The following is a 23,625-nucleotide window of genomic DNA, read 5'->3' as shown; positions in this document are numbered from 1 at the left end:
TTCCTTGATAAATCCTCAAGCGGGCCGTATATAGCGCAAGAGGTCGGCACGTGAAGCCGGCCGATGCGTTGCAGGCTGCGCAAGCGGCCGCAAAAACGAGGCAGCTTCTACTAACGATGCATGCCCGAGAGTCCATGGCGAAGCGCGGCGTGCAGGTCGTCGACCTCAATGAGGCGATCCGCACGGCAAAAGACGCAATCTGGTCTGAAAAGGAACAGACCTGGCGACTGAGTGGTGGAAAGGACAGCGAAGGTGATGACCTCACAGTGGTCGTCTGCTTCGATCCAGCACGCGTTATCACCGTGTTCTAAGAAATCGATGGGGATTTCTATATGGATAACAAGCAGCATGTGTGCCCCAGCTGTGGGGCGACCATGCGTTGGAAGAGTTGCGAGATCACGACGGTAGTCGGTAAGTACAACGTACGAGACAACAGCGGCCCCGCGTGGTGCTGCGAGTGTGGCGAGTCGCTCGTCTCCATGGAGGCGCTGAGCGGCTACGAGAAGCGCGCCGCGCGCACGGTGTTGATCGACATTCAGCAGGTTGAGGGGAACGTGCTGAAGTTCGCGCGCAAGGCCATGAGCCTGACGCAAGCGCAGCTAGCGACGCTGCTGGGGGTTGCAGCAGAAACGGTGTCGCGCTGGGAGAACAACAAGGACACCATCGGGCGGTCAACCCAGCTAGCGGTCGCGACCCTGCTCGACCTCTCGTATCGCGAAGGCGACGACGGGATCCAGGCGATGCTTTCCGCCGAGCCACAGGTCAATGGCCCGGAGAGCCTGCGGGTGAAGGTCGCGTCGTAGGCGACATTTGCGGAATCCAGAGCGCGAGTTCCACACGGTCTGCACTGGAGGATTGGCGCGCCCCAAGAGTCGTGATGTGGTGTGCGACGATGTCCCGCATCACACTAGCCTCGAGGGGGCGCGCGCAGTCGTGACCAAACTCCCGACCTACGACCAGTTCATCGAACCGTTGCTCCGCGTGCTTGCCGAGCACCCCGAGGGCATGCGGACGCAGGAGGCATACGAGCAGGTCTCGTCGCGGGTCGGCCTGAATGCTGAGGACCGCCTCATCATCCTGCCAAGCGGACGGCAGCCTACCTACCAAAACCGCATCGGCTGGGCGCATGACGCACTCAAGCGGGCACGGCTCTCTCGCAGCGCGCGGCGCGGCTACTGGTGCCTGACTCCCGCTGGCGCTGAATACGTCGCGAAGTACCCAACGCTCTCCGAAGAACAAGTCCAAGAGTTAGCGACCGCGTACGATCATCGCCCGGCGAAATCGGTCGCGGAGGAGGCACCTGCCCCCGCCCTCGCGCCGGTGGCGAAGGACCCAACGGCGAGCCCGGACGATCGCCTCAACAGCGCACTCGATGAGATCCGAACGAGCATCGCCAACGAGCTGCTTGAATTGATCCAGCACAACACGCCCGAGTTCTTCGAACAGCTCGTGCTCGATCTGCTGCACGCGATGGGCTACGGCAACTCGCGCTCCGATCTGCAGCGCGTCGGACGGTCTGGAGACGGCGGTATCGACGGGGTTATTCCTCTGGACCCACTGGGCCTGGAGAAGGTCTGCCTCCAAGCCAAGCGTTGGCAAGGCAGCGTCGGGCGACCCACCATCCAAGCCTTCTACGGCGCACTCGCGGGACAACGCGCCAAGAAGGGTGTGATCATCACGACCTCGCACTACACCAAGGACGCGATCGAGTTCGCCGCGTCGGTGGAAGGCATCGTCTTGATCGACGGCGAACAGCTCACCGAGCTGATGATGGACCACGGGGTGGGTACATCGCACACGCGGGTGATTCGTGTGCCTGAGATCGATAGTGACTACTTCGAAGGCTAACCTGCGCAGCGACTGTCCACTTCATGACTGAAACGAAGTTTCCCTCCTTCAACGAATTCATCGAACCCCTGCTGCGCGTGCTCGCAGAACACCCCGAGGGGCTCTCGCGCCAGGACGCAACGGAGCTAGTCGCCGGGCGTAAGGGGCTCAGTGAGGCAGATCGCGCTATCCTAGTTCCGAGCGGAACAGTACTCGCATACAAGCACCGAGTCGGGTGGGCTCACGACTCGTTGAAACGGGCGCGCCTTTCGCACTCACCAAAGCAAGGCTTCTGGCAGCTCACATCGGCAGGGGTGGAGTACGCAGCGCGGTATCCCGCTCTGAACGCGGAGCAGATCCGGGAGCTCGCACATGCTTACCGAGAGCGATCTGCTTCTGGCACAGCCGAGGAAGACGATGACGACCTGCCCCCGCCCGGCTCCGCACGATCCGGTGCAGGCTTTCGGGCTGGTGGTAAGCAGATCGAACAAGCAAACGTCCAGGCGCTCGGCATTGTCCGACAGATCCTCGAGGCAACGTCGCCGTCGGAACTGAAGATTCGCGGCAAGACGGTGACGCTGAGCGAGCACCCTGCACAGGCGAGCTCTCGCTGGCCAACGATTGCCGGTCTGGTTGAGGCCGAACACGGTCCGTGGCCATCCACCCGAGTGTGGACCTGCGAATGGGAGGGAGGCCACGTTGAGTTCGCGCTGGCAGCCGCCAAGACCAATGCGCACAAAACGGCTCCGAAGGGTGTCGGTTTTCGACTGCGTGCGGACGATCTCGAACTGATCTGGGTCGATGTTGCAGCTTACATCCGGCGGCCTTCGAAAGAGGATGTCGCACGGGTGCGCGCAGACTTCGCCCTCAAGAAGCACGTCGCCGACAGGTCGAACAACCCGAATACCGTGATGACGGAGGCAATCGGTGACCTGCTGCGAGAGCACGGCATCGAGCCGACGAAGAGCAGCATCGACGCTGTGAATATCCGCAAGGATTCTGGCGAGTTCACGCCACCCCCGGAAGAAGCCCTCCGCCGCCTGCTCATCCTCGGCCTGCTCAAGCTCGACTTCTTCCATTCTTCGCCTGGCCAAGTCGCCCAGCGCGGAAAGCCGCTCATCGACTTGACGGAGCTTGGCTTCGCCAAGGAAGAAGCTGAAGACGTGGAGGGCGATGAAGCGCCGGACGACCTCCCCCCCGAAGATCTTCCGCTGAACTTGATCTTGTTCGGCCCTCCCGGCACCGGCAAGACGTTCGAGATCCAACGTAGTTACGAACCCAAGTTCCGGGACGCAGAGGACACCAACTGCCGCTTCATCACGTTTCATCAGTCGTACACCTACGAAGACTTCATCGAAGGCATTCGCCCAAGCCTGACCAACGACGAACACACGAACCTGCGCTACGAACTAACCGAGGGCATCTTCCTCAAGTGCGCCAACGAAGCTTTGAGGCTTGCAGAGTTCAATGGGTCGATGACCGACTTCTGCCGCCTGAGCACCGCGGAGCGGCGCAACTACTTCGAGAAGGCCACGCCCTACGCGCTGTTCATCGACGAGATCAACCGCGGCAACGTCTCTCGGGTCTTCGGTGAGTTGATCACGTTGCTCGAGGAGGACAAGCGCCTCGGGGAAAAGAACGAGATCATCGTCGAGTTGCCGTACTCGCACACCCTGTTCGGGGTGCCCGCGAACTTGCACCTGATTGGCACGATGAACACGGCGGACCGGAGTGTGGAAGCGCTGGACACTGCTCTGCGGAGGCGCTTCAAGTTCCGCGAGCTACCTCCCAAGCCGTCTCTGTTGCACTTCGAGATCGAGGGGGTGAGGGTGGATGAACTGCTCGCCACCATCAATCGCCGCATCGAGAAGCTGCGCGACCGCGACCACGCGCTGGGCCATGCGTACTTCATGTCCTTGAAGGACGTCGACGCCACGCTCGACGATCTGAAGGCTGTGTTCAGGGACTCGATCTTGCCGTTGCTCCAGGAGTACTTCTTCGGCGACTTCGGCCGCATCGGGCTCATCCTGGGACCGAAGTTCGTGAAGCGCGTCGTGGCCAACGATGTGACCTTCGCCAAGTTCGAGCACGAAGACGCGGAAGCGCTCATGGACCGCACCGTGTACGAGTTCGCGAAGGTCGAAGACCTCACCGCAGACGACTTCAAGAGCATCTACGCGTAATGCCCACCATCGAAGTCTTCGAACACCAGAAGCTCAAAGTGGGAGCTCAGTTTCCCACGCGGGAAGGTGGCACATTCGAGCTCACCAGCCAGCACATCGACGCCCTGAACCAATACAACAGTCGTCAACGCATCACCTACTTCGACTCCGGCTATCGCTCACTGCGTACTCGCCACTACGTGGGCTTCGTCCAGGTCGGCAAGCTGAGCATCGAGATCCTCCCCAAGGCCGACCGCGACTACGCCACGCGCACGGAGACGGCGGCGTGGCGAGCTCTGTTGATCGATATGCTGAACGTCGCAGGGCTCACGCTGAAGGCCCACGACGACGCCGCTCAGGCGATCCAGCGCGGCACATTGCTCGAGCTGATTGCACGCAGCTTCCTCACAGCGCTCGAACGCCTGCTGCATGAAGGGCTCGCCAAGGGTTATCGCACCCACGAGAGCAACGGCAGCGTGTTCCGAGGCAGGCTACTCATTGCCGACAACATTCGAGAGAACGCTGCGCGGCCCGATCGCTTCTATGTTCGCTATCAGCAGTTCGATCACGACACACCGCTCAATCGCATTCTTGCGCTGGCACTCGACGTACTCCTGGAGCTGCCCCTCAGCGCAACACTCGTCAACAAAGCACGTGCACTCAGAGCCTGGCTGCCTCCCCTCACCCCCAGCTACACGGCAGACTTCGACCGCGTGAAACCCAGCCGCAACACTGAACGTTACCGTGCGGCATTGATTTTCGCCGAGCTGATCCTCAAGCAGCAGAGTCCCGCGCTCCGAGGCGGAAGCACGCAAGTGTTCGCCCTGCTGTTCGACATGAACCAACTCTGGGAAGCGTACATCGCGACCCTGCTTCGCCGCGTCGCCCCGCCGGAGCTGCGCGTCGAGACTCAGCACGTGTGCAAGTTTTGGGGTGGCCACGTCGTGCGCACTGTGCGCCCCGACTTGGTGATCTGGCGCGGGGACACCGTGCAGTGGATCGGCGACACGAAGTGGCGCGTTCCAGACCACACAGGCCCCAAGGATAACGAGCTGAAGCAGATGTTCGTCTACAACGAACTGCTGAAGGCAAAGCGCAGCTTACTCATCTATCCCGCAGGGAAACGGGGCAGGAAGGACCCTGTGGAGAGTTCGTTCTTCGTGCGTGACCACAGCTGTGGGGTCGCGACCTTGGACATTTCCCACGGCACCTCGGGGATCCGCGAACAGCTCGCTGAGTTGCTGTGTTGCCGGCTACTTGAGTAGTTCGCTCCGAGCGAGGTCGATCAGCGCACGGAGTTTTTCGATGTAGGCCCTGACGTCGTCCACGGGAGGAGAAGCTGCGCTTCGCCCGCCCGCGCTCGGATAGCGATAGGCGGTGGAATACTTCTCGAGTTCCTCCAGCGCCTTGATACGTGAAGTCCAGGGTTCAGCTGATTCCAGCCCCTCAAGTAACTTGAAGACGAGGTGGTTCGCTGTTGCGGGCAAGCCGACATCCAGAACCACTTCGCGGCCTATCATGACGGTCTTGCCTTTCCCGCTCACTGAACCCTGATCCCCTCGGAAACAGCGATATTCGCCAGGCTCCCGAACGCCTCTTTCCCCTCTTCAAACTCCGACTCGGTGGCGACAATGAGATCGACGTTCCGTCGGCGCAGCATGGAGACCACGGGATCACGCAACAGATTCTCGACGTCCGTGTCGTCGCTCACCACTGCCAAGACGTCCCAGTCACTGCCGGGTGCGTAAGTACCCTTGGCCCGGCTCCCGAAGAGCCACACTTGCTTCGGCTTGAGCACGCTCCACAAGAGTTGCTTAGTTCCTGGTGGCAGCAGCCAGGGACGAAAAAGCACCCCACGTCGGCGACGCCTCCAGGGCTGCATTTCGATGTGCGCAGGCAAACTGGACGGCACCGCGAGCCCGACGGACCTAAGCAGATTCGCCGCCAGGTGCACTTCGCGGCGCGCCTCCTCGCTCCACAATCGAATGGCCGGAGGCACTCCGCCCATCAACAACGCTTCGTACGCTGACATGGTCAGCAACATGCCACGGGTGAACGAGCCGGCCGGTCCAGCCAGCTCCAGCTGCAGCTCTTCCTCGTTGGGTTCGAGATTGATCTCGGAGAGCTCGATCTCCGAGGCAATCGCTTGCGCCGCCGCCCCAAATACCGCAACCAGCCAAGCGTACGCCTCACGCAAAGCGTCTGCGGCGCCCAGGTCGGTGCCCTCCAGGCGATCCCCAATGTCCCGCAGGGACGCATCGAGGTTCTCACCAAAGCGATGTTTCCAGCCGTCCCATTGCGAGAGCAACGGCGACACCGCTCGCGCGGCCCTGAGCATGAAGCGCAGTCCGGGCTCGATTACGCCGGAGAAAGTCTCCAGGAACTCCTCAGGCTGAGCTTGCCGAAGCGGCTGCACGATTGCCGCTCGAAACTCCATGGGCAGCCACGCAAGCTCTGCGCGCGCCACGGGCGGCAGGGACCTCAGAAGCTCATCCAGAGGCGGCGTAACAGCAGCTTGGGCCGGTGCCGACATTGCCTCAGCATACTCCGAGCCTCAGCCTCTGCCACTTCGTTGCCGTTTCTGCGGCAATATGGGCCGTTTAGCTAATTCTGCGTCTCTGGTCAGCGATGCGCTTTTTCAGCTCGGCCTCCCCCGATCCTCGCACGGGAAAGAGCTGCTTCGCGTACGCGCCGTCGTTCGTGTCGGTTGGGTAGCAAGCGCTTGCGAGCACCAAGTAGTCCTCCAGCACCTGCTTGGCACTATCGGAGAGGTTCGCATCCGCCAATAGGGGTTCAAGGCCAGCATCGAGATCGCGCTCCAGCGCGCCGATGGCTGCATCGTCGAGCTGCAGCGTCATCTGGGTGTACCGAAGCACGTCGAGTTGCTCCTTGGGCCAAACATCTCCACCACTTCCGAGTACGACCAACAAGGCTCGAATCGCAAAGTCCTGAGACAGGTCTGGCGAGAGCCGATACAGCTTCACCACGGGGCTCACCACTCGGCCTCGTTGCCGCATGGTAACGTTCGCGACTTGAAGTGAGCGCTTGACGAACCAGTGGTTGAAGCCAGACGCGATGAGCACGCCCTCACCAATACGCGATGCCAAATCGCTCACACAGGTTGTCCATCTCGCGGTCGCACGCCGGATAGTTTGGCCACAGGCGCTCCTTCTCGCGGAACTCCTTGGTGTGGAGCGAGCGCAGATGGACGTGCAGGAACTCGTGCCAGAGCAGGAACCGCATCGCTTCCGCAGAGAAATCTGGGCTATCGAGCAGGCTGTTGACCACGATGCGCGGCGGGTGCTCTTCGATGTACGCCATGGCGTACCAGCCCTTCACCAAGCGCTTGGTCCAGTGGAGCGTGCCGTCGAAATAGAGCTTGTCTAAGCCGAGTAGCGGTGCACCGATCTCTAGCGTCTCGTTCATTAGCGCGCGCAAGTCGTGAGCTGGCCCCGGAGCCATGCGCTCTTCCGGTCGCGGATTGAAGATCGGGACCGCCTTCACGCGCTGCGTGGCTTCGTCGGGATTGTCGATCTCGAACAGCGCATCTTCTACTGCGGTCGTGTAATCGCGCAGCGTTGGATAGACGAAACGCGCGAGCTCCGAGTACGAGTCGTCGATCAGCTTCGTTTGAGCGGAGCGCCCCAGGTCTTCGTCGGTGATGCGTCTCGCGACCACGTGTGGATCGCACAGGCTGCGTCCGTGAAGCGGCGCGTATTCCGGCGCCTCCCCGCCTTGGGCGAAGTGTTCGACAACGCGGCCGACATCATGGCGTGTCGGCTTCGGGAGATCGCAATCACCGAAGTAGTCCTCGTAGACCGCCTCGACGTCCAGCTCCCGCACCGCCGTCGCCGAGAGCGGCTTGAGGTAACCAATCAATGCATCCCAACACGCACGCTGATGCTCGTAGATGGCGAGGCAGATGCGGATCCCCTCTTCCTCGTCAACGCGCTCGATCAGCAACCAACCATCAGGCACGGCTTCGAACGCGTCGGCTTTCAGCGCACTCGAACGGTGCTGCATCGAAGAAGCTACCTGACGGATCACATCCCAGGGCAGGTGCTCGTACAGTGTGGGCGGCACTGGTTCTGGTCTGACTTGGGACTCCGGCGGGAGCTCTTCGTCGAGCGCGGCCAAGTCTTGGATGTCGGGCACGAGCTGGAACGGCGTGTCCCAGTCGCGAAGCTTGTGCCACTGGTCCTCGAAGCTCACGAGGTACGCCTTCTCAGAGCCGCCCGCCGCGGGGCCGCGCAGCGCGCGACCGATCATCTGGCGCATCAAGATCTCGCTGCCCGTCGGCCGCGTGAGGAACACGGTCTGAATCGAGGGCACATCGACTCCCTCGGTGACCATCTGCACATTGACCAAGACGTCGAGCCCTCCCTCGCGGAAACGCTTCACGACTTCAAGAGGTTCTCCGTCGCTGCCGTCGGGGCGATAGCTCGCCACGTAGTCCGCCCTCACCCCCCGATCCCGCAGCTGCTCGCTGAGGATGGCCGCGTGGGCTACGTTGATGGCGAAGATCAACGTCGGACCGTACTTCTCCCGATGCTCCAGGTAGTGCTCGATGATGAGTTGGTTACGCGAGGTGGCCTTCGCGATGCGGTCGAGCCACTGCTCGCTCAGCTCGTTGAAGCGATCGTAGTGGGCGAGATCTTCCGGCGTGAGCCCCTGCTCTACGTCGGTGTCGGTGCGCACGATCACTGGAATGGGCCGCGCGAGGATGCGCTGCTCGATCAGGTGTCCGAGCTCGACTTGAGCCAGCACTCGACCGCCGAACAAGCGCGTGAGCACGGGCCGCTCGCTCTCGATGGTGCGTGTCGGCGTCGCCGTGAGCCCGAGGATCCGCCACGGCTTTCTAGACTGCAGCGCGCGGATGAAGTCTCGGTACGACTTCGCCGGCGCGTGATGGGCTTCATCCACCACCACGAACAGGCGGTCGTCGTTCAACAGCTCGTCTGAGACTTGGACGCTTCGCGCCAGGCTGTGCACCGACGCGACGACCACGTCGTCCGCAGGATCGATCTGCGTGGCGCCACAATGCATCCCGGACACGATGCGCACCCGGAGCTTGTCCTTACCCTGCACCAACCCAGACAGGCGATGGAACTCACCCGCGGCGTGGGTCAGCAGCTCATGACGGTGAGCAAGCCACAGCACGCGCATGCCTTGCGACAACACATGGGACGCGAGCCAGTGCACAGCCGTGAACGTCTTGCCGGAACCCGTTGGCATGATCAGCAAGCCCTGGAAGACCCCCGTCGAGCGCGACTCCCCAAGGTGCGCATTCAAGCTCTCCCAGGCCTCCAGCTGATAGCGATGAGGACGCCGACGGTCCGCGGCTTGGTCGTTGGGGGAGAGGATCGCGAAGCGGGGCGTGAACTCGAACCCCGTATCAGCATCGGGACTGGGATCCATATCCCCAAAGCGCAGCATTGCTTCCAGCAGATAGCGACGGAGGCTTTTGGAGTTTCTGCAGTCCCGAATGTACTGCACGTAGCCGCGTTGCGAGCGCGGGTTGCTCATTGGGCCCACACCCCGCTCGATGAGCAGGTCAACGATCTGCTGCGTGCCCGGGTACTCCGGCAGCCAGCTCTTCACGAGCAGATCTTTCGCCTCCCCAATGAACTCCGGTGTGGGTCGCTTCAAATGGTCGGAAAGCCACGCTCGCGCGCCGGATTCGGCTCCGCCGTAGCCCATCCAAAGCGCGATATCGCGAACGGTATTGTCGGAGAACGGTTCCCAGGAAAAGCGGTATGCCGGCATGCTCACTCCAGGCTGAGGCGAAACCCGCGAAGCATCGCGCGACCGCACGGTACGCGTCAACGTGTTTCAACACGGGGATGCGCGTCACGAGACGGTCACCCGTCAGGGTGATTTCCATCCAACGATAGCCCCAGTAACTATCTTTCCTTGCGGATTCTATCCGCGACCCGAAGGCGGCACGAACGCCCAGACCACACCAAGCTCGGTGAGCCTGCTCAGGAGTGTCTGAGTGGAGGCGACCCGTTGACGTTGCGATGCGCCGCACAGATGGTCTTCATGCGCATCACGGGCATCGACCTACTCAACGTCTCCGAGCACCCGGATCAATTCCACGAGATACTCAAGGTAGGCCGCATCCGTACCCGCACGGACCGTTCTGGTAAATCCCTCCGTGGGAGAACAAGCAAATGTAGCTCGAAGTCTCCAGGTCGTTCGGAGTCCCCCAGTCGCACGAAGGCAGACACTGACGGTCGCCGCCGCACCCTTCAACACAGGTCAGGAACGTGTTGCATTTTGTATCCGCGCGGCACTTTGCAACCTCGGTCTCGCAACACCCTCCGGGCGCGCTCGCCATGGCGATGCACTCCTCACAGGTGCCGAGAAGTCCGGACACGCAATCGTTGGCGCCGACACACCACACGCTGCCGTCCTCGGACTCGCAGTTGCTTCTCAGCTGCGCGGGACTCCCGGTTGGTCCCACAGAGTAGTGGCGATACAGCGACTCGTACGGTTCCCCAGAGCGCTCGCACCATCCGATGGGGCGCGAGCCGGCGCACGGACCCGAGTAGAGCGTGTCCCCGGATTGCAGGCAGTCCTCAGAGAACCGGTCGAGCTGGGAAGCGTCGTAGAGTTCCTGGCAAATCCCTGCAGACCCACCACGCCAATCGCAGGCGGCTATGGCCGGAGGCGGCCTGCATGCTCCTTGGGACGTTCCGCTACCACCAGCGCCGGACGCCCCACCAGCCCCGGAGCCAGCTGAGGTACCGCCCGCACCGGATGCGCTTCCTCCGCTGCCGGCCGAGCTGCCACCTGCGCCCGCGCTCGATGAGCTCCCAGAGCTACCTGCGGCACCGCCTGGGCCGCTGGTCCCGCCCGTGCCGCCTGACGGTCCTCCAGACGTGCCCCCTTTTCCCCCACCACCGGCCGCGCTGTCATCCGTGCACGCACCCAGCAGCAGGAAACTCGCACAGCCGATCACCGTCAGAATCTCACGCATGAATCCCCCACCGCGCGGCGCATTCTCCGCGACATAGCTGCGGAGTCTACCATGCGTTCTCCCGGCGACGTCGAGCCTGGAATCCAGCGCCGGAAGCGCCGCGACCGCACGGCAACTGCGGACCCAAGCCAGACACCAGACTGCCGACTCGCTCCACGAAGTTCTAAGGGGGCGGTCGCTCCGAAAGCCCCTCTACCACGCCCGCTTATCCAACATCACCGACCCCAGCCGATCAGCCTCGACCAACACGGGCACCCGCATCCCGCGTTGCACACGCGGCATGTAGAGCTGCTCCACCACCTCGCAGTGGGCGATGACTCGGGGCGGCTGCTCCGGGAGCTCGATTCGTAGCCAAAGCTCGAGCTGGGGTTGGTCGTTGATGCTGCCGCCGGTTTGGCTCACCTGCACGATCTCGGCTTCGCAGGAGACGCCACGCTCGGCGAGGCGGCGCTCCATCCGCTGGGCTTGATGGTAGTGAATGAACTCGACCAGCATCCAAGCGGCGAAGGGGCCAAAGAAGGCAATCACTAGCACCACACCGACGATGTCCTTGAGCTGTTCGTCAACGGGCGGGTGCTTCTCCAGGTAGAGCAACACACCAAAGCAGGCGAACGTCAGGGCGATGAGCGGCGCAGCCACGTGACTGAAGACGCGCAGCAGCTGTCGTCGCCGCACCAGCGCCTCTCCAATCACGTCCGGTTCCATCCTGCCGTTGTACGCGCTCACGCTCCAGATGTCGCCAACGCGACCCTGGCTCAGGTTTCAGCAGGCATTCGGAAGTCAGCGCCAGGTCACTCCGCTGGCGGCACGAACGCCCAGACCACGCCAAGCTCGGTGAGCCTGCTGAGGAGCGTCTGTGTGGGGGCGACGGCCACGTCCGGCGGCGGGCGCCCTTCGCCGTAGTCCTCCAGGTAGTTTCCCGACCAGGCTTCCTTGCGCTTGAGCGTGTAGACGAACAGCGTCGCGTCGTACGCGCCAGACATGGAATGGGCCGCGGCCTTGAGGAGCGCATCCTTGAACTGACTCCAGCCCTTGGTGGACTGGCGATCGAACTCAATGGCGCAGCGAAACGGACTCAAGACAGCAGCGTCAGGGAAACCATCGGTGCCGAGGAGCTGATAGGATAAGCCGCCCTTGCCCGCCCCTTCGACCACGAAGACGGGTGCACCCTTGACCTTATTTTCCTTTAGGAATTTCTTGAGGAGCGCTTTGCCGCGGCCCTCTATGCTCCCATGCTCGTTACCATCGCCCTTCCGAACATCGTCGGCCCAGTCCCCTTCGCACTCACGCGCCATCCGCGTCGCAAACTCCAGCGCCAGCTGACGCCGGCGCCAGGGTCTCAGCACATCACTCTCCGTGTCCGCATCGCTCGCCATGCTCTCCCCTTCCCCATGCGCTCGCGGCGCACGCAAATCAGCTGAACGTCATCGATGACTCTCGCGACGTCAATTCGGGCTTCCCCGGAGCTCTGGACGCCCACCTGGAATCTCAGGCAGCACCAAGCCACTCGTGTAGTCAACTGTCCGACCAAAGACCGCGCGGCAACGTAGTCGCGTTTAGACCTTTGGTGACTTCTCACTTGTTCGGCGAAACAAGGAGTGCCAAGGTCGCGCCCCCCTCTATCTTCGGAGCTCCAATGCGCACTCGGTCACTCATCGTTCTTGGTCTTTTCCTCAGCGCCTGCAGTGACGATGGAGGTACAACGGGCGCCGGGGGTAGCGGCAACGCAGGGTCCGGCGGAACGGCGGGCGCTGGCGCTTCCGCCGGGTCGGCAGGGCAAGCGGGCAGCAGTTCGGCGGGAGGCTCCGCAGGCAACGCAGGGTTCGGTGGCTCGAGCGGTGCGGGTGCCGGAGGCACATCCGGCGCTGGGGCCAGTGGCGCCACTGGTGGGTCCGCTTCGGGGGGCTCTGCGGGCATGGCGTCAGGCGGTGCTGCTTCCGGCGGTTCCTCGGGTATGGCGTCAGGCGGAGCGGCAACCGGCGGCGCTTCCGGCATGGCGGCGGGCGGAGCGGCGTCTGGAGGCTCGGCGGGTATCGCCGCGGGCGGTGCGGCTTCTGGCGGCACCAGTGGCTCGGCGGGCACGGCCTCGGGAGGCGCTACGACTGGCGGTACCGGTGGCTCGGGTAGCGGGGGCACCGGCGGCTGCGATCCAAACGGAGCGCCCGGAACCAACCCGTGCGCCGTGGACGAGGCCGTGGGCATCTTCGTCAGCCCTGCGGGGAGCGACACGACAGGTGCTGGCACGCGCGCAAACCCCTACGCGACCATCGGTCACGGCATCAGCGCAGGTGTTGCCTCGGGGAAGCGAATCTACGTGTGTGCAGACGCCGGAAGCTTCAACGAGACCCTGACGTTGACCTCCGCGGTGAACGACGCAGAGATCTACGGCGGTTTCCGCTGTAGCAACTGGGAATGGGATGACACGTATCGGGCACGCATCACCGCCCCCACGTCGACTGCTATGGTCATCGACGACGTCACCAACCTCACCCTGGATCACTTGGAGGTCCGGGCTGCAGCCGGCACGACGCCGGGCGAGAGCAGCGTTGGCATCTGGGTGAAGAACAGCCAGGGCATCTTGATTCGCGACACCGTTGCGTTCGCTGCCGACGGTGCCAATGGCGCCGACGGCGCCTTCGGGGCCGACGGTGAGAAGGCACCCGCGCCCACCACCGCGCAGGACGGGCGCTCCGGCACTTCCACGATCGACCCAGGCAAAGGCGGAAAGTGGCCTGGGCCTTCAAGTTGCGGCAGCAAGGGAGGCGACGGGAAGGATTCCAACAACGTAGCGACGATCCCTGGGGATCCCGGCATCCCGGACACCAACGTCACGCCCGCGGGAGTGGACAACGGCGGCGTGGATAGTTCGGGCAAGGTAGGCTCTCCCGGCGACCCGGGAGTTCACGGCGCATCGGCTCCGCGCGGAGCACTCTCGGAGTCTGCGTATATCGTCGGAGATGGCTTCGACGGAACGAGTGGCAATCCAGGCCAAGGCGGTGGCGGTGGCCCTGGGCTCTTCAGACAGTCTGGTCTGTATACGGGCGGTGGCGCCGGTGGAATGGGGGGCTGTGGCGGGAATCGAGGCAGCGGTGGACAAGGCGGTGGAGCAAGCATCGCGATCGTCTCTTGGAGCAGTGGGCTGACACTGACACGGGTCACCCTCACGTCGAGCGCTGGCGGGAAAGGGGGTAACGGGGGCAACGGGGGCGCGGGCGGTGCCGGAGGGAAAGGCGGCAAGGGTAATGGCGGCGTGTTCCAGGGGCCGTACTCCAGTGGCGGTGAGGGCGCGCCGGGGGGCAAGGCCGGCGCAGGCAGTGGAGGCTCAGGCGGGATTTCGCTCGGGCTTGCGATTCACGCGGGCGTCCCCGTGCAATCCGGTGTCCTGGTGAATATCGGCTCAGGTGGCGGGGCCGGCGTGGGTGGATTCACGATCGATGTGAGCGACAAGGCGCCGGACGGCTACGTCGGTCGGTCGCTGGATCGACTTGTTATGTAGCGTTGCGCCCTCAAGCCGCTCCAGTCGCTCCAACGCCACCAAACGTCGCTCCCTCACCCCAATCCCCCGAAACACGTTGGCGCTTCCCCACAGAAAAGACGGCGCTCCCCGCTTCGAACGTCGCGCTTTCCCCCGCTCGGGTCACGTGGGTCCCCAGGGGGAGTCGCGACTTGGAGCGGGGGAAGGGTGCGCAGGCAGGGGGAACGCTCTGCCTAAGCAGACGGCGCCGACCCGGAGTTCACTTCAAGCGGAGCTTCACCAACGTCCCGTCTTTGTCCCCCAAGGGCGTTTGCCCCGTGAGCGGTGCCGTGGTGACGCCGAGCAACACGAGCGCGTCAGCTGCGGGGGCCAAGTCCGCCGTGAACTGGTCTGGCCCGAGATAGATATCGCGCGAGGCTTGTCCACTTTCGTCGTAGCTAATCAGGTGGAGGTCCTTCTGAAGCCACAGCGTACCATCGGCAGCGAGACGCGGCGTCGAAAGCGGGAAGCCGAGGTCCACGGTGCGCTTGATGTTTCCGCCTGGATCTAAAACGAACACCGACGGGCCCGCGTTGCCTGCCGAGTCTGGGCGGGTGCCCTTGAGAACGACATCACCTGAGGGAGCCGATGCGGCATCGGAAGCGCTGGAGATCTCCGAAGAGGCGTACTGTTTGCTCCAGACCTCACTGCCATCCGAAGCGAAGCGCCAGCCGCTGACCCCAGAACTCCCACTGCGCACGACCATGACGTCGCCGTCGACGAACTGGACGAAGGTGTTGTCGGCGCTTTCGGGGGAGACCGTCCGCGTATCCACGGCCACACCGCTCGCGTCGAAGCGCTTGATCTCAATCGCGCTCGCCACCATCTCTTGGTCCGGAGCGCGGGTCAGGAACGCGGCGATCACATTGCCGCTCGGATCCACACCAACCTGGCGAGGTGTGCGCGCGCTCGAGGGACCGGTTGCGCTCCAGGCAACCGTACCGTCCGCTGCGTGCTTGTGCACGAACCACTCTCCGCTCGAGGTGGTGGGTTTCGTCGCGCCAAGGCTGATGCAGTCCCCCGCGGCATCCACCGCCAACGCGAAAATCTGCGGCTGGTCAACGTCGGTCTCGTGATTCCAGAGCTCTGCGCCTTGCGCGTCAAACTTGCGAACGAACGCCGTCGCCCCGGAACTGCCGCCAAATTGAGAGCCGGCTACGCAGCTGCTTCCGTCCGGATTCACCGCGAGGAACCTGGGCTCGTCCGAGGCGTCGCCCCCGAACTGTGTGGCGAACTCTACCAGCGCGCATACGCGATCGCCGTGCATGGTGGGCGCGTACAGCTCCACTTCGCCCTCAGCACAGGTGCTCCACGGCTTGCAGGGAGTCGCTTCCTCCGGGGACCAGCTGCCGTCCGGACAGTTAGCTGGGCAACCCGGGCACGCGCCCGCTGCACCGCCATTGCCAGCTTCTCCCGCCGCGCCGCCTCCCGCTGCGCCGCCGCCCGCTGCGCCCGCTGCTCCTCCGGAGCCGGCGCTGCCGCTAGCTCCGCCGTTCTGCCCAGCGCTGGTTCCGCTACTGTTGCCGCAAGCGGCTGCGACCAGTGCCAGGCTGAGCCAAGGTGCAAATTGACCTAAAAACCTAAGGGAAGCGTGTGTCATACCAGCTGAACATAGCAAGCCCCGTGCCAGCGGAGCAGTGCGGCTCAACGACTCTGCCCGTGCCGTCAGTCCTCGCTCAAGATCCGCCGAAACGCGGCCGGGCGCCCATTGCAATTCCGCAGGGCAACTGATTCAGAGCCAAGTCTACGCCAGCCCCGGCGACGAACGCGCTGATTTCGTGCGCTGCCCGAAGGACAACCACCTGGTCGCCGCAGGCACGACCACTGGGCAGCAACGGCCTCCCAATCCAAGCCGCAGCGCAGTGTGCGTGCTCGCGCTGGTCAAGGTATGAAGTTTCGGCTCCTGGGTGGGGACGAGCTGTGACAAGCTCGCGCCAGTGCTCTCATCTCACGAACCAGACTTCGAGGCTTTGGACGCGCTGCTCGATGGGGAGCTCTCCATGTCGCCCGACGGCATGATGGGGGCGCTGGTCGCCGTCTTCTCCGCACGCGACGTCGTCCTGCCGAGCCAGTGGATGCCCTTGGTGTTTGGAGAGCGTGAGCTGAGCGAAGCGGACGGACCGGCCATCGCCGCCTTGATGGAGGAGTACAACGAGGTCGGTCGACTCCTCGAGCAGGAGGGCATGGTCGCACCTGAGGTTGAGGATCTGGACGGGATCGCAGACTTCTGTAGCGGGTACCTGGCCGTAATGCAGCTTGACGAGGACTGGGGCCAGCCAGAAGAGGAGCTCGCCTTCGACTTGATGGCGCTCAGCGATTGGTCCTTGCTCGACGATCCGCGGCTCGATCTCGAGGGCGAAAAGGCGGAGTGGATCGCGGCCACCTGTCACGAGCTCCCGGAGCTACTCGAGGCAATGTACGTGAAGAACCGCGGTCGTCACCCAGGCACGGGCGCTCAGGCGACTTCGAAGAAGGTCGACCGCAACGCGCCATGTCCGTGCGGAAGCGGCAAGAAGTACAAGAAGTGCTGCGGCGCAGCCTAGCGAGCCCCGCACATCCTCACAAACCCTCACGTCAATCTACTCGAGCAGCTTCCCCCAGCGTTTGCTCTCGGCTGCCGTCGGCTTGAGCCGGTCCCAAGCTGTCTCTCGTGCTTGCTCGAGGCCCACTCCGTCGACCATGAAGAAATGGCCCAGGTACTCTTCTCCCGGCTCATCCATGCTGCTGCGGATGTTGACGTAGCGATCCGCCGCTTCACCCCAGACCGCTCCAGAGCGAGCGAGATCGCGTTGGGGCGTGAAGGCAGCGTCACCGCCCAGCCACAGCGCGCGCGGACTGAGATTAGCTCCCCGAAACACTTCGGTGCCTTCACGCACCAGCTGAGGGTCGTCGCTGAACAGAAACGCCACCGGGAACACGAAGTTGTACTCGTTTCGCGTCAGGGCCTCGCGACCGTTCAACGCCACATCCAGATCCGCAAACACGAAGGCCTTGCGTACGTCTGCTGGCTCCACCAGGCCCTTGAGAGTTTTCCTTGCGGCATTCGACACCTTGGGAGTGGCCCGACCGAGCAGCGCCATCAACCCGACGATTGCCTCGTCCGCCGCGTAGTTCTTGCATTGGTCGCTCCCCGCTTCAAGCTTGGCCAGCTCTTGGTAGGCCGCTACCAGCGCTTCGACCACGATGTCAGGACCGTGCCACGCTTCCAGGAGGAAGAGAAAGCTGCGCACTTCGTACCCGTAGTCGACGCCCTTGGCCTCGCGGGAACCGCGAGTGATGGCTTCCCGAATCCAGGGCACCACGACCTCTACCTCTGGCGCTTCCGCAGGGTAACTTGCAGTGCGATCGTAGCGATCCTGCGCACCGAATGCGTGAGCAAACCCCGCAGCGACCGAGGCGGGCCAATCGACGAAGTATACCGGGTCCGTCGCGGCGATCAGCTTCTTCAGCGCCTTGTCGCGGACCTTCGCTGAGTCATCGGGGTGATCCGGGTTCAGGCGAACGAAGTATGGGTACCCCCGCTCGAAGAGTGCGGCTTGCTCCGAGGTAAACGTCTTGGTCGGCACGCGCTCGCTCACGGATACTCAATCGGCGAGCCATCGCTATCGAGCACGTTGCCCACCACCGTCGGGTTCGGATCGTCGAATGTCCAGGGTCCAAAGCCCCAGTCGCCGGTGAAGCGGTTGCGCAGCACTTGCGTGCCGGTTGGATTCTGGCCTCGCAGGTTGAGGGAGTAGCCGCCGCCGGAGAGCCAGTTGCACTCGATCACGAGGTCGGTGGTTTGCCCGCTCTCGTCTCCGGTTTGCACGCACGCGTTGCTCGCCCCTTCCAGGGTGTTGTGGCGAATGTGGACGTTGAGGCCGTGGGTCGATTGCACGCCGTCGTTGTGTTGGTCCGGGTAGTTCCCGAGGTCATGCACCCAGGAGTCTTCAATCAGCACGTTCTCATCCGCCTTGAAGCCGTCCGCCGTGCCGTGAACGTTCACCCGGCGGGCCGTGTAGTTCGAGAAAGAGATCCCCGCGGTGACGTCTGCGCTGGTGCCAATGATCTCCGTGTCTTCGACCAAGAGGCCCACGTTGTCGTTGTCGAAGTAGCGGATGGGGTAGTAGTCCCCGCTGGTGATGCGACAGCGGCGGATGGTCACATTATCCGCAAGGATTTGTACTTCGCCTTGGATGTCCAGATCTTCGACCACGGCGCCGTCCGTGGTGACTTGAATCGAGCCGCTGGGGGTGAGCACAGTGCCCTTGGGAACGCCGGTGTTGTCCGGCCCCGGGCGGTTGCTCCAGCATCCGTCACCGCCCGTTCCACCCGTGCCCCCCGCAGCGGAGCCGCCTGCTCCGCTTCCGCCAGTTGACGAGCCACCGGCGCTGGTTCCGCCGGATGAAGAGCCGCTGCCTCCGGCTGCGCCACCAGAGCCACCCGTAACGGAGCCACCGCTCGCTCCCGCGCCCGCAGTGCCGCCGCTGCTGGCGCTTCCGGAGTCGCTCGAGCTGCACGCGACCGACGGCAAGGCGAGGAGCGAAGCCACTAGCGCCGCCCGAGGTGAGGGGCCGCAACCGATCCAGCGAGTGCGTCCAATGTTTGCTAACCCCTGTGCCATGCGCGACCTCCGCCGGCAGTTTACCACCTGGAGCGACGCACGCGGAGCCCTCAGTCGATGCGCAGCTTCAGCAGGAACGCGTCGCCGCCCCCCAGCTCGGTTTGCCCGGCGAGGAGCTGGTGAGGATAGCCGACCAGCACCAGATAGCCGGGGATCGGCTCAAAGTCGCGCACGAAGACCGTGTATCCCAGCTCCAGCCAGTCGAGCAGGTCGCCTGACGAAGTCCACTTGCTGAGGGTGTCACGCTCCTGGGTCCACAACAGGCCATCCGCGCCAACCCGCAGCATTCGCAGCGACCAGTCGCCTAGTTCGATGCTCGTTCCGTTGCCGCTCGGATCCAGGGTGTACGCAATGCTGCGCGACGTGGCGGACTGCGCTGTATCAAAGCCCGCGACGATCACGTTGCCGTCGGGGGTGCCTACCACGTCGACGACGTTGTTGATTTCCGAGCTTGGATAGCCGCGCTCCCAGCTCACCGCGCCGTCTGTAGTGAGGCGAGTGGCATGCACGGTGGTGGCATCGGGATCGTAGTCGGCCGGCTCGAAGGGCGTGGAGCGAACGACGACCGCTTCGTCCGCGATCAGGGCAAGGAAGGCGTTGTCTTGACCGGTTGAACCGACTGCGGTCGACCAGCTGAGCGCTCCCGTGGCATCAAACTTCATCAGCTCTGCCTGGTGGGGAGCGCTGAACGCCAAGGGAGACCGCGTCAGAAAGCTCGCGAACACGTTTCCCGACGGATCTGTCTCTAGCTGCTGGGGAGCATGCGCCTCGCTCGACCCGGTAGCGCTCCACTCGGCGCTGCCATCTGTCCCGTGTTTCCGCACGAACCACTCCCCTGCGGCAGCATCTGGCTGGTTCGTGAGCCCCAGGCTGTAGCAATCCCCCGCGCTGCTGATGGCTACATCCGTGACCTCCGCGCCATCTCCACTGAACTCGCTCGCCCAGACCAAGGCACCGTCCGCAGCGTACTTGCGCGTGAACCCACCCACGGGCTTCGCCGACGCCTTGGGACTGTCGTAGCGCTTGCCAGCGACGCACAGCGTCCCGTCCGGGTTCGCCGCGACAGACGTCGCGTCATCGCGATCCGCGGTACCAAACTGATCGACGAATTCGACCCGAGCGCATACTCGGTCCGTGTACTCATCGGGGACGTTCAGCGGAACTTCGTCGGTCCCACACTCACTCCACAGTTGGCACGGGTGCCAAACGTCTTCATGCCAGCTGCCCTCGTCGCACTCGTACGTCTTGCAGTCGATGCAGTCATCACCGCCCACACCTCCCGCACCGCCACCCGCGACACCTCCCATACCTGCCATCGCTCCAGCGCCTGCCGTCGCGCCAACACCTGCCGTCGCTCCAGTGCCCGCTGAAGCATCGTCATCGGCCGGTCCGCAGGCGGCGCAGAGCATTGCCAAAGTGAGCCACGAGATGGATTGAGCCCGAAAAGCTTGGAATCGAAGTGTCATGACATCCGACCCAGCAAGCGGTGTGCCGCTTACCCGCGGATCCACACTATCGGTACGGTCGCTCAGATCCGCCGCGTGTTTCAGCGTGGGTACCCAAGGCGGCCGAAATCAGCCTGAAGCGCAGGGCTCGCAATGGTACCCAGGGCAGCAGGGGGTGAGGATTTCCGCCGGGCAATGGATTTTCGAGAAACCTACCGTCACCCACAACGGAACCATGGACCCGGTACGGGTGGCTTGCGCCAGAACTAGCCGTTTTTAAGGCACTTTCTGACTGTGGACTCGTGGACGGCGACCGTTCCGAGACTCGATGACCAAGTTTCGAGCAGTTTCAGGGATTGTCGGCCTTTCACTGATTGCCGCTTGCGGCGATCCCAACGCCTCCGGCCTCGGCGGCTCGTCTGACCGGGCGGGAGCGACTGGCGGAACCGATACGGGCGGGTCTTCGGGCGCCGGCGCCGGCGGCTACATCGAGCCAGGGACTGGCGGCGGAGGCGGGACGGAGCTTGGCAGTCGAGGCGGCATGGGCCAGATGCCCCACGCCTCTTGCTCGGACTCGGTAACCAACGGGAACGAGAGTGACACCGACTGTGGTGGGTTCTGTGCGCCCTGCGCCGTGGGTCTCGCGTGCAACGGTGCCAGCGACTGCGACAGCTCGTCGTGTCTGAGCGGCACCTGCGCAGCGCCGACGTGTACCGACGGAGCGCGCAATGGGGATGAGACGGACGCCGACTGCGGCGGCTCGTGTGACCCATGCGCAGACGAACAGGCCTGCGCCAGCGACAACGACTGCGTGAGCGGCGTCTGCGGCGAGAAGACGCCGGTAGACAACGGACTCGATGACGAGGTCGACGAGCACGAAAAAGAGCCGCACCATACCGTCTGCCTGCCTGCGAACTGCGTGGACGACGTGAAGAACGGCACGGAGACCGCGGTCGACTGCGGCGGCGATTGCTCACCCTGTGGCGAAGGCAAGGCTTGCACGGGCGGAAGCGACTGCCACTCCGGAGTGTGCAGTGACGGCGCTTGCGCCGCACCACGCTGTGGCGACGCAGTGAAGAACGGCAGCGAGCACTGCGACACAGCTGGCGACACCGGAACGTGCGACGCAGACTGCAGCGCGGCGACTTGTGGGGACGGCTACGTCAACGCCGCCGCCGGCGAGGAGTGCGACGACGGCATCCTCGGCGCGACGGACGGCTGTGACGACCAGTGCAAAGTCCGCATCCCTAACGCATGCGAAGGCGGAAAAGACCACGCCAGCGGCGCCTCCTGGGTGGTGTGCTCTGCAGACGAGACTGAAGCGTGGCTCTCCGCCGACAGCGAAGGCGAGTACCACCCGGAACTGATTTGCGAGTTCTTGGGCTACTCCACGGTGGGCGCCTGGGACGGAACCTATGGTTCGGTCTGCGGCTACCGCGAGAGCTCGAGCTGCGCGGCTCCAGGAACGAAGCAGCTCACGCGCCCCTGGACCGGTGTGGGCAACTGCGGCGCCGATGAGCTCGGCCAGAAGCTCTGCTACGCGGTGCAGTGGTCCTGCGTGCGGTGAGATTTTCCACGCGACAATCTGCTACTTGAGCCATGGCCTGCCGCCCTCGGCAAAGCTCGCGATACGGTTCACGCAGTGCAAGAGCTCGGGGAACTGGTCACACGCCGTCAAGGTGGTCGACCGGGACCACTTCAGTTCTAGCCGGCGCAGGGTTTGCAAGTGGTGAAGCGCCTCCAGCTCCTGGTCGGTTGCGCCTCCTGCGAGGTTCAAGCTCTCCAGGGCTGGGCACTCTGCAAGCACACGCACCGCGCTCGCTTCGACCTTGATACTCAGGTGCTGGAGCCGAGGGAGTCGCTTGAGCGGCTCGACTTCGCTCGGAGAAAGCGGAGACGACTCGATCTCCAAACGCTGCAACGTGCGATAGGAAGCGAAGTGCGCGATCGCTCCGGGCGTATTGCGAAACTTCAGACTTTCCAGCGCCGGAAGCTCGAGCCCTAGAACGTCGCTGCCGTAGAACTTCGCCTGGAACAAGTCGAGTTCACGCAAGTTGCGCAGCCCGTTGATATACGGGACGGCGCTCCGATCGAGCTCTTTCGGTAGGCCCAGGACCTCCAGCTGAGGTAGCTTCGCGAGGAAGGACGGATCTTTGGCCCCAATGAAGACCGCGTGCAGCTCCCGTAGCTCCGGAAACTCCGTCAACGCCCCCATACCAGCGTCGGACAGCTGATGACCGCTGATCTTCAGGCGTCGTAGCTGCTTCAGTGGAGTCAGTTCCCGCAGCTGGCGATCGGACACTAGCTCGATGTCCAGATCCTGGAGCTCAGTCAGCTTCGCGACGTCTACGAGCGGCCCCCGGTAGAGGTCCGTAAGGCGCACATCGAGCACGCGCAGCTGGGTCAGTTCCCCAAGGATCTTCGCGTCAGCGGCGGGAACCTTGCCGGACCAGGCGAGCGTGCGCAGTCCACGCATGCTACGCAGCGCCCGCAGCGGGGCTGGATACGCAGCGTAAGTTCCAGCCTCCAACATCTGGAGCGCCGTGAGCTTGGCGAGGGGGCCGGGGGCGAAGCTGCTCTCCGCAAAGTAGCTCAAGCCAACCGGGAAGCGTCGACTCAGACGGTCGATGGTCTTGAGCACCCAGGCGTCGTGCAGGTGCGCCAACCGGAACGTCACCGGCCCGTCGACCTTGCCGATCAACGCAAGCCCTTCACGCTTGCTCAGATCGAGCCACACGATGCGACCGTCGAGCCGCGCAACGAACGCCTCTCGCCGATCCAGCTCTGCCTCGCGATGCCCTTGCAGCGGCAGGCGCCCCAGATCCGTAGGCGTCCACTCCAGCTCTCCGTCAGCGAGCTTGCGCTGACTCCGCGGGGATACGGGCGGGCTTGGAACGGCGACCGCGCCACCCCCGAGGTTTGGCGGCGTGACGACAGGGCGCTGCCCATGAGCAACGGGCGCACGCTCAATCGGCCGATGTACCGGCTCTCGATTGGCTCCAACGGAGCAAGCTAGACTGAGGCACCCGAGGGCCAGCCAGGTGACGCGGCTTCGAAACTGCATCGGTTCAACTACGTGTAGCAGCGCCGGA

Annotated in this window: 19 protein-coding genes and 1 pseudogene; 8 read left to right on the top strand and 12 right to left on the bottom strand. The window is 63.8% G+C overall.

The features are described from left to right. The first annotated feature begins 50 nt into the window (after window positions 1–50). The 5 genes and pseudogenes from H6718_29825 to H6718_29805 all read left to right on the top strand — a co-directional run bounded on the left by H6718_29825 (window position 51) and on the right by H6718_29805 (window position 5,254). Window positions 51–311 carry a DUF4258 domain-containing protein gene (locus H6718_29825; protein MCB9589650.1) on the top strand — a complete coding sequence of 87 codons (261 nt, stop codon included), beginning with the start codon at window positions 51–53 and terminating at the stop codon, window positions 309–311. Between the two features lie 63 nt (window positions 312–374). Next, the gene (locus H6718_29820) at window positions 375–803 is read left to right on the top strand and encodes a helix-turn-helix transcriptional regulator (protein MCB9589649.1); all 429 of its coding nucleotides are present in this window, start codon (window positions 375–377) and stop codon (window positions 801–803) included. A 139-nt stretch (window positions 804–942) separates the two neighbouring features. Beyond that, a pseudogene (locus H6718_29815) lies at window positions 943–1,848 on the top strand (restriction endonuclease). Between the two features lie 23 nt (window positions 1,849–1,871). After that, on the top strand, window positions 1,872–4,010 hold the full coding sequence (locus H6718_29810) for an AAA family ATPase (protein MCB9589648.1): 2,139 nt from the start codon (window positions 1,872–1,874) through the stop codon (window positions 4,008–4,010). Next, the gene (locus H6718_29805) at window positions 4,010–5,254 is read left to right on the top strand and encodes a hypothetical protein (GenBank protein MCB9589647.1); all 1,245 of its coding nucleotides are present in this window, start codon (window positions 4,010–4,012) and stop codon (window positions 5,252–5,254) included. The genes H6718_29810 and H6718_29805 overlap by 1 nt, the downstream gene beginning before the upstream one ends. Here H6718_29805 and H6718_29800 read toward each other — a convergent pair. The 7 genes from H6718_29800 to H6718_29770 form a co-directional block, all read right to left on the bottom strand. After that, on the bottom strand, window positions 5,243–5,509 hold the full coding sequence (locus tag H6718_29800) for a hypothetical protein (GenBank protein MCB9589646.1): 267 nt from the start codon (window positions 5,507–5,509) through the stop codon (window positions 5,243–5,245). The genes H6718_29805 and H6718_29800 overlap by 12 nt on opposite strands. Before the next feature lie 20 nt (window positions 5,510–5,529). Continuing rightward, window positions 5,530–6,522, bottom strand: coding sequence for a nucleotidyltransferase domain-containing protein (locus tag H6718_29795; GenBank protein MCB9589645.1), 993 nt, complete (start codon window positions 6,520–6,522; stop codon window positions 5,530–5,532). A 67-nt stretch (window positions 6,523–6,589) separates the two neighbouring features. Next, window positions 6,590–7,072: a hypothetical protein gene (locus H6718_29790; GenBank protein ID MCB9589644.1), complete on the bottom strand. Its 483-nt coding sequence runs from the start codon at window positions 7,070–7,072 to the stop codon at window positions 6,590–6,592. A 4-nt stretch (window positions 7,073–7,076) separates the two neighbouring features. Beyond that, window positions 7,077–9,638, bottom strand: a complete 2,562-nt coding sequence (locus tag H6718_29785) for a DEAD/DEAH box helicase (protein ID MCB9589643.1) — start codon at window positions 9,636–9,638, stop codon at window positions 7,077–7,079. Window positions 9,639–10,095: 457 nt separating this feature from the next. Beyond that, window positions 10,096–10,971, bottom strand: a complete 876-nt coding sequence (locus H6718_29780; protein ID MCB9589642.1) for a hypothetical protein — start codon at window positions 10,969–10,971, stop codon at window positions 10,096–10,098. Between the two features lie 192 nt (window positions 10,972–11,163). Further along, window positions 11,164–11,697: a hypothetical protein gene (locus tag H6718_29775; GenBank protein ID MCB9589641.1), complete on the bottom strand. Its 534-nt coding sequence runs from the start codon at window positions 11,695–11,697 to the stop codon at window positions 11,164–11,166. Window positions 11,698–11,762: 65 nt separating this feature from the next. Further along, window positions 11,763–12,347: a hypothetical protein gene (locus H6718_29770; GenBank protein ID MCB9589640.1), complete on the bottom strand. Its 585-nt coding sequence runs from the start codon at window positions 12,345–12,347 to the stop codon at window positions 11,763–11,765. Window positions 12,348–12,607: 260 nt separating this feature from the next. On the opposite strand from H6718_29770, the gene H6718_29765 reads away from it, so the two are divergent. Beyond that, window positions 12,608–14,467 carry a hypothetical protein gene (locus tag H6718_29765; GenBank protein ID MCB9589639.1) on the top strand — a complete coding sequence of 620 codons (1,860 nt, stop codon included), beginning with the start codon at window positions 12,608–12,610 and terminating at the stop codon, window positions 14,465–14,467. A gap of 238 nt (window positions 14,468–14,705) precedes the next feature. On the opposite strand, the gene H6718_29760 is transcribed toward H6718_29765, so the two are convergent. Then, entirely contained in the window at window positions 14,706–16,085 is a 1,380-nt protein-coding gene (locus H6718_29760) for a hypothetical protein (protein MCB9589638.1), read from the bottom strand. A 337-nt stretch (window positions 16,086–16,422) separates the two neighbouring features. On the opposite strand from H6718_29760, the gene H6718_29755 reads away from it, so the two are divergent. After that, on the top strand, window positions 16,423–17,028 hold the full coding sequence (locus H6718_29755) for a UPF0149 family protein (protein MCB9589637.1): 606 nt from the start codon (window positions 16,423–16,425) through the stop codon (window positions 17,026–17,028). Window positions 17,029–17,064: 36 nt separating this feature from the next. On the opposite strand, the gene H6718_29750 is transcribed toward H6718_29755, so the two are convergent. From H6718_29750 to H6718_29740, 3 genes are read right to left on the bottom strand one after another with little or no spacing between them, the layout of a single operon-like run. Next, window positions 17,065–18,063: a hypothetical protein gene (locus tag H6718_29750; protein ID MCB9589636.1), complete on the bottom strand. Its 999-nt coding sequence runs from the start codon at window positions 18,061–18,063 to the stop codon at window positions 17,065–17,067. After that, entirely contained in the window at window positions 18,060–19,088 is a 1,029-nt protein-coding gene (locus H6718_29745; protein MCB9589635.1) for a right-handed parallel beta-helix repeat-containing protein, read from the bottom strand. The genes H6718_29750 and H6718_29745 overlap by 4 nt, the downstream gene beginning before the upstream one ends. 50 nt (window positions 19,089–19,138) lie before the next feature. Further along, on the bottom strand, window positions 19,139–20,554 hold the full coding sequence (locus tag H6718_29740; protein ID MCB9589634.1) for a hypothetical protein: 1,416 nt from the start codon (window positions 20,552–20,554) through the stop codon (window positions 19,139–19,141). Window positions 20,555–20,861: 307 nt separating this feature from the next. Here H6718_29740 and H6718_29735 point away from each other — a divergent pair, with 307 nt between their 5' ends. Then, on the top strand, window positions 20,862–22,100 hold the full coding sequence (locus tag H6718_29735; GenBank protein ID MCB9589633.1) for a hypothetical protein: 1,239 nt from the start codon (window positions 20,862–20,864) through the stop codon (window positions 22,098–22,100). Window positions 22,101–22,121: 21 nt separating this feature from the next. On the opposite strand, the gene H6718_29730 is transcribed toward H6718_29735, so the two are convergent. Further along, complete coding sequence (locus H6718_29730; GenBank protein MCB9589632.1) at window positions 22,122–23,597, bottom strand: hypothetical protein; 1,476 nt, start codon at window positions 23,595–23,597, stop codon at window positions 22,122–22,124. Window positions 23,598–23,625 lie beyond the last annotated feature (28 nt).

It is taken from the genome of Polyangiaceae bacterium (assembly GCA_020633205.1).
Classification (GTDB): domain Bacteria; phylum Myxococcota_A; class Polyangia; order Polyangiales; family Polyangiaceae; genus JAHBVY01.
This window is presented reverse-complemented; position numbering and strand designations above follow the sequence as displayed.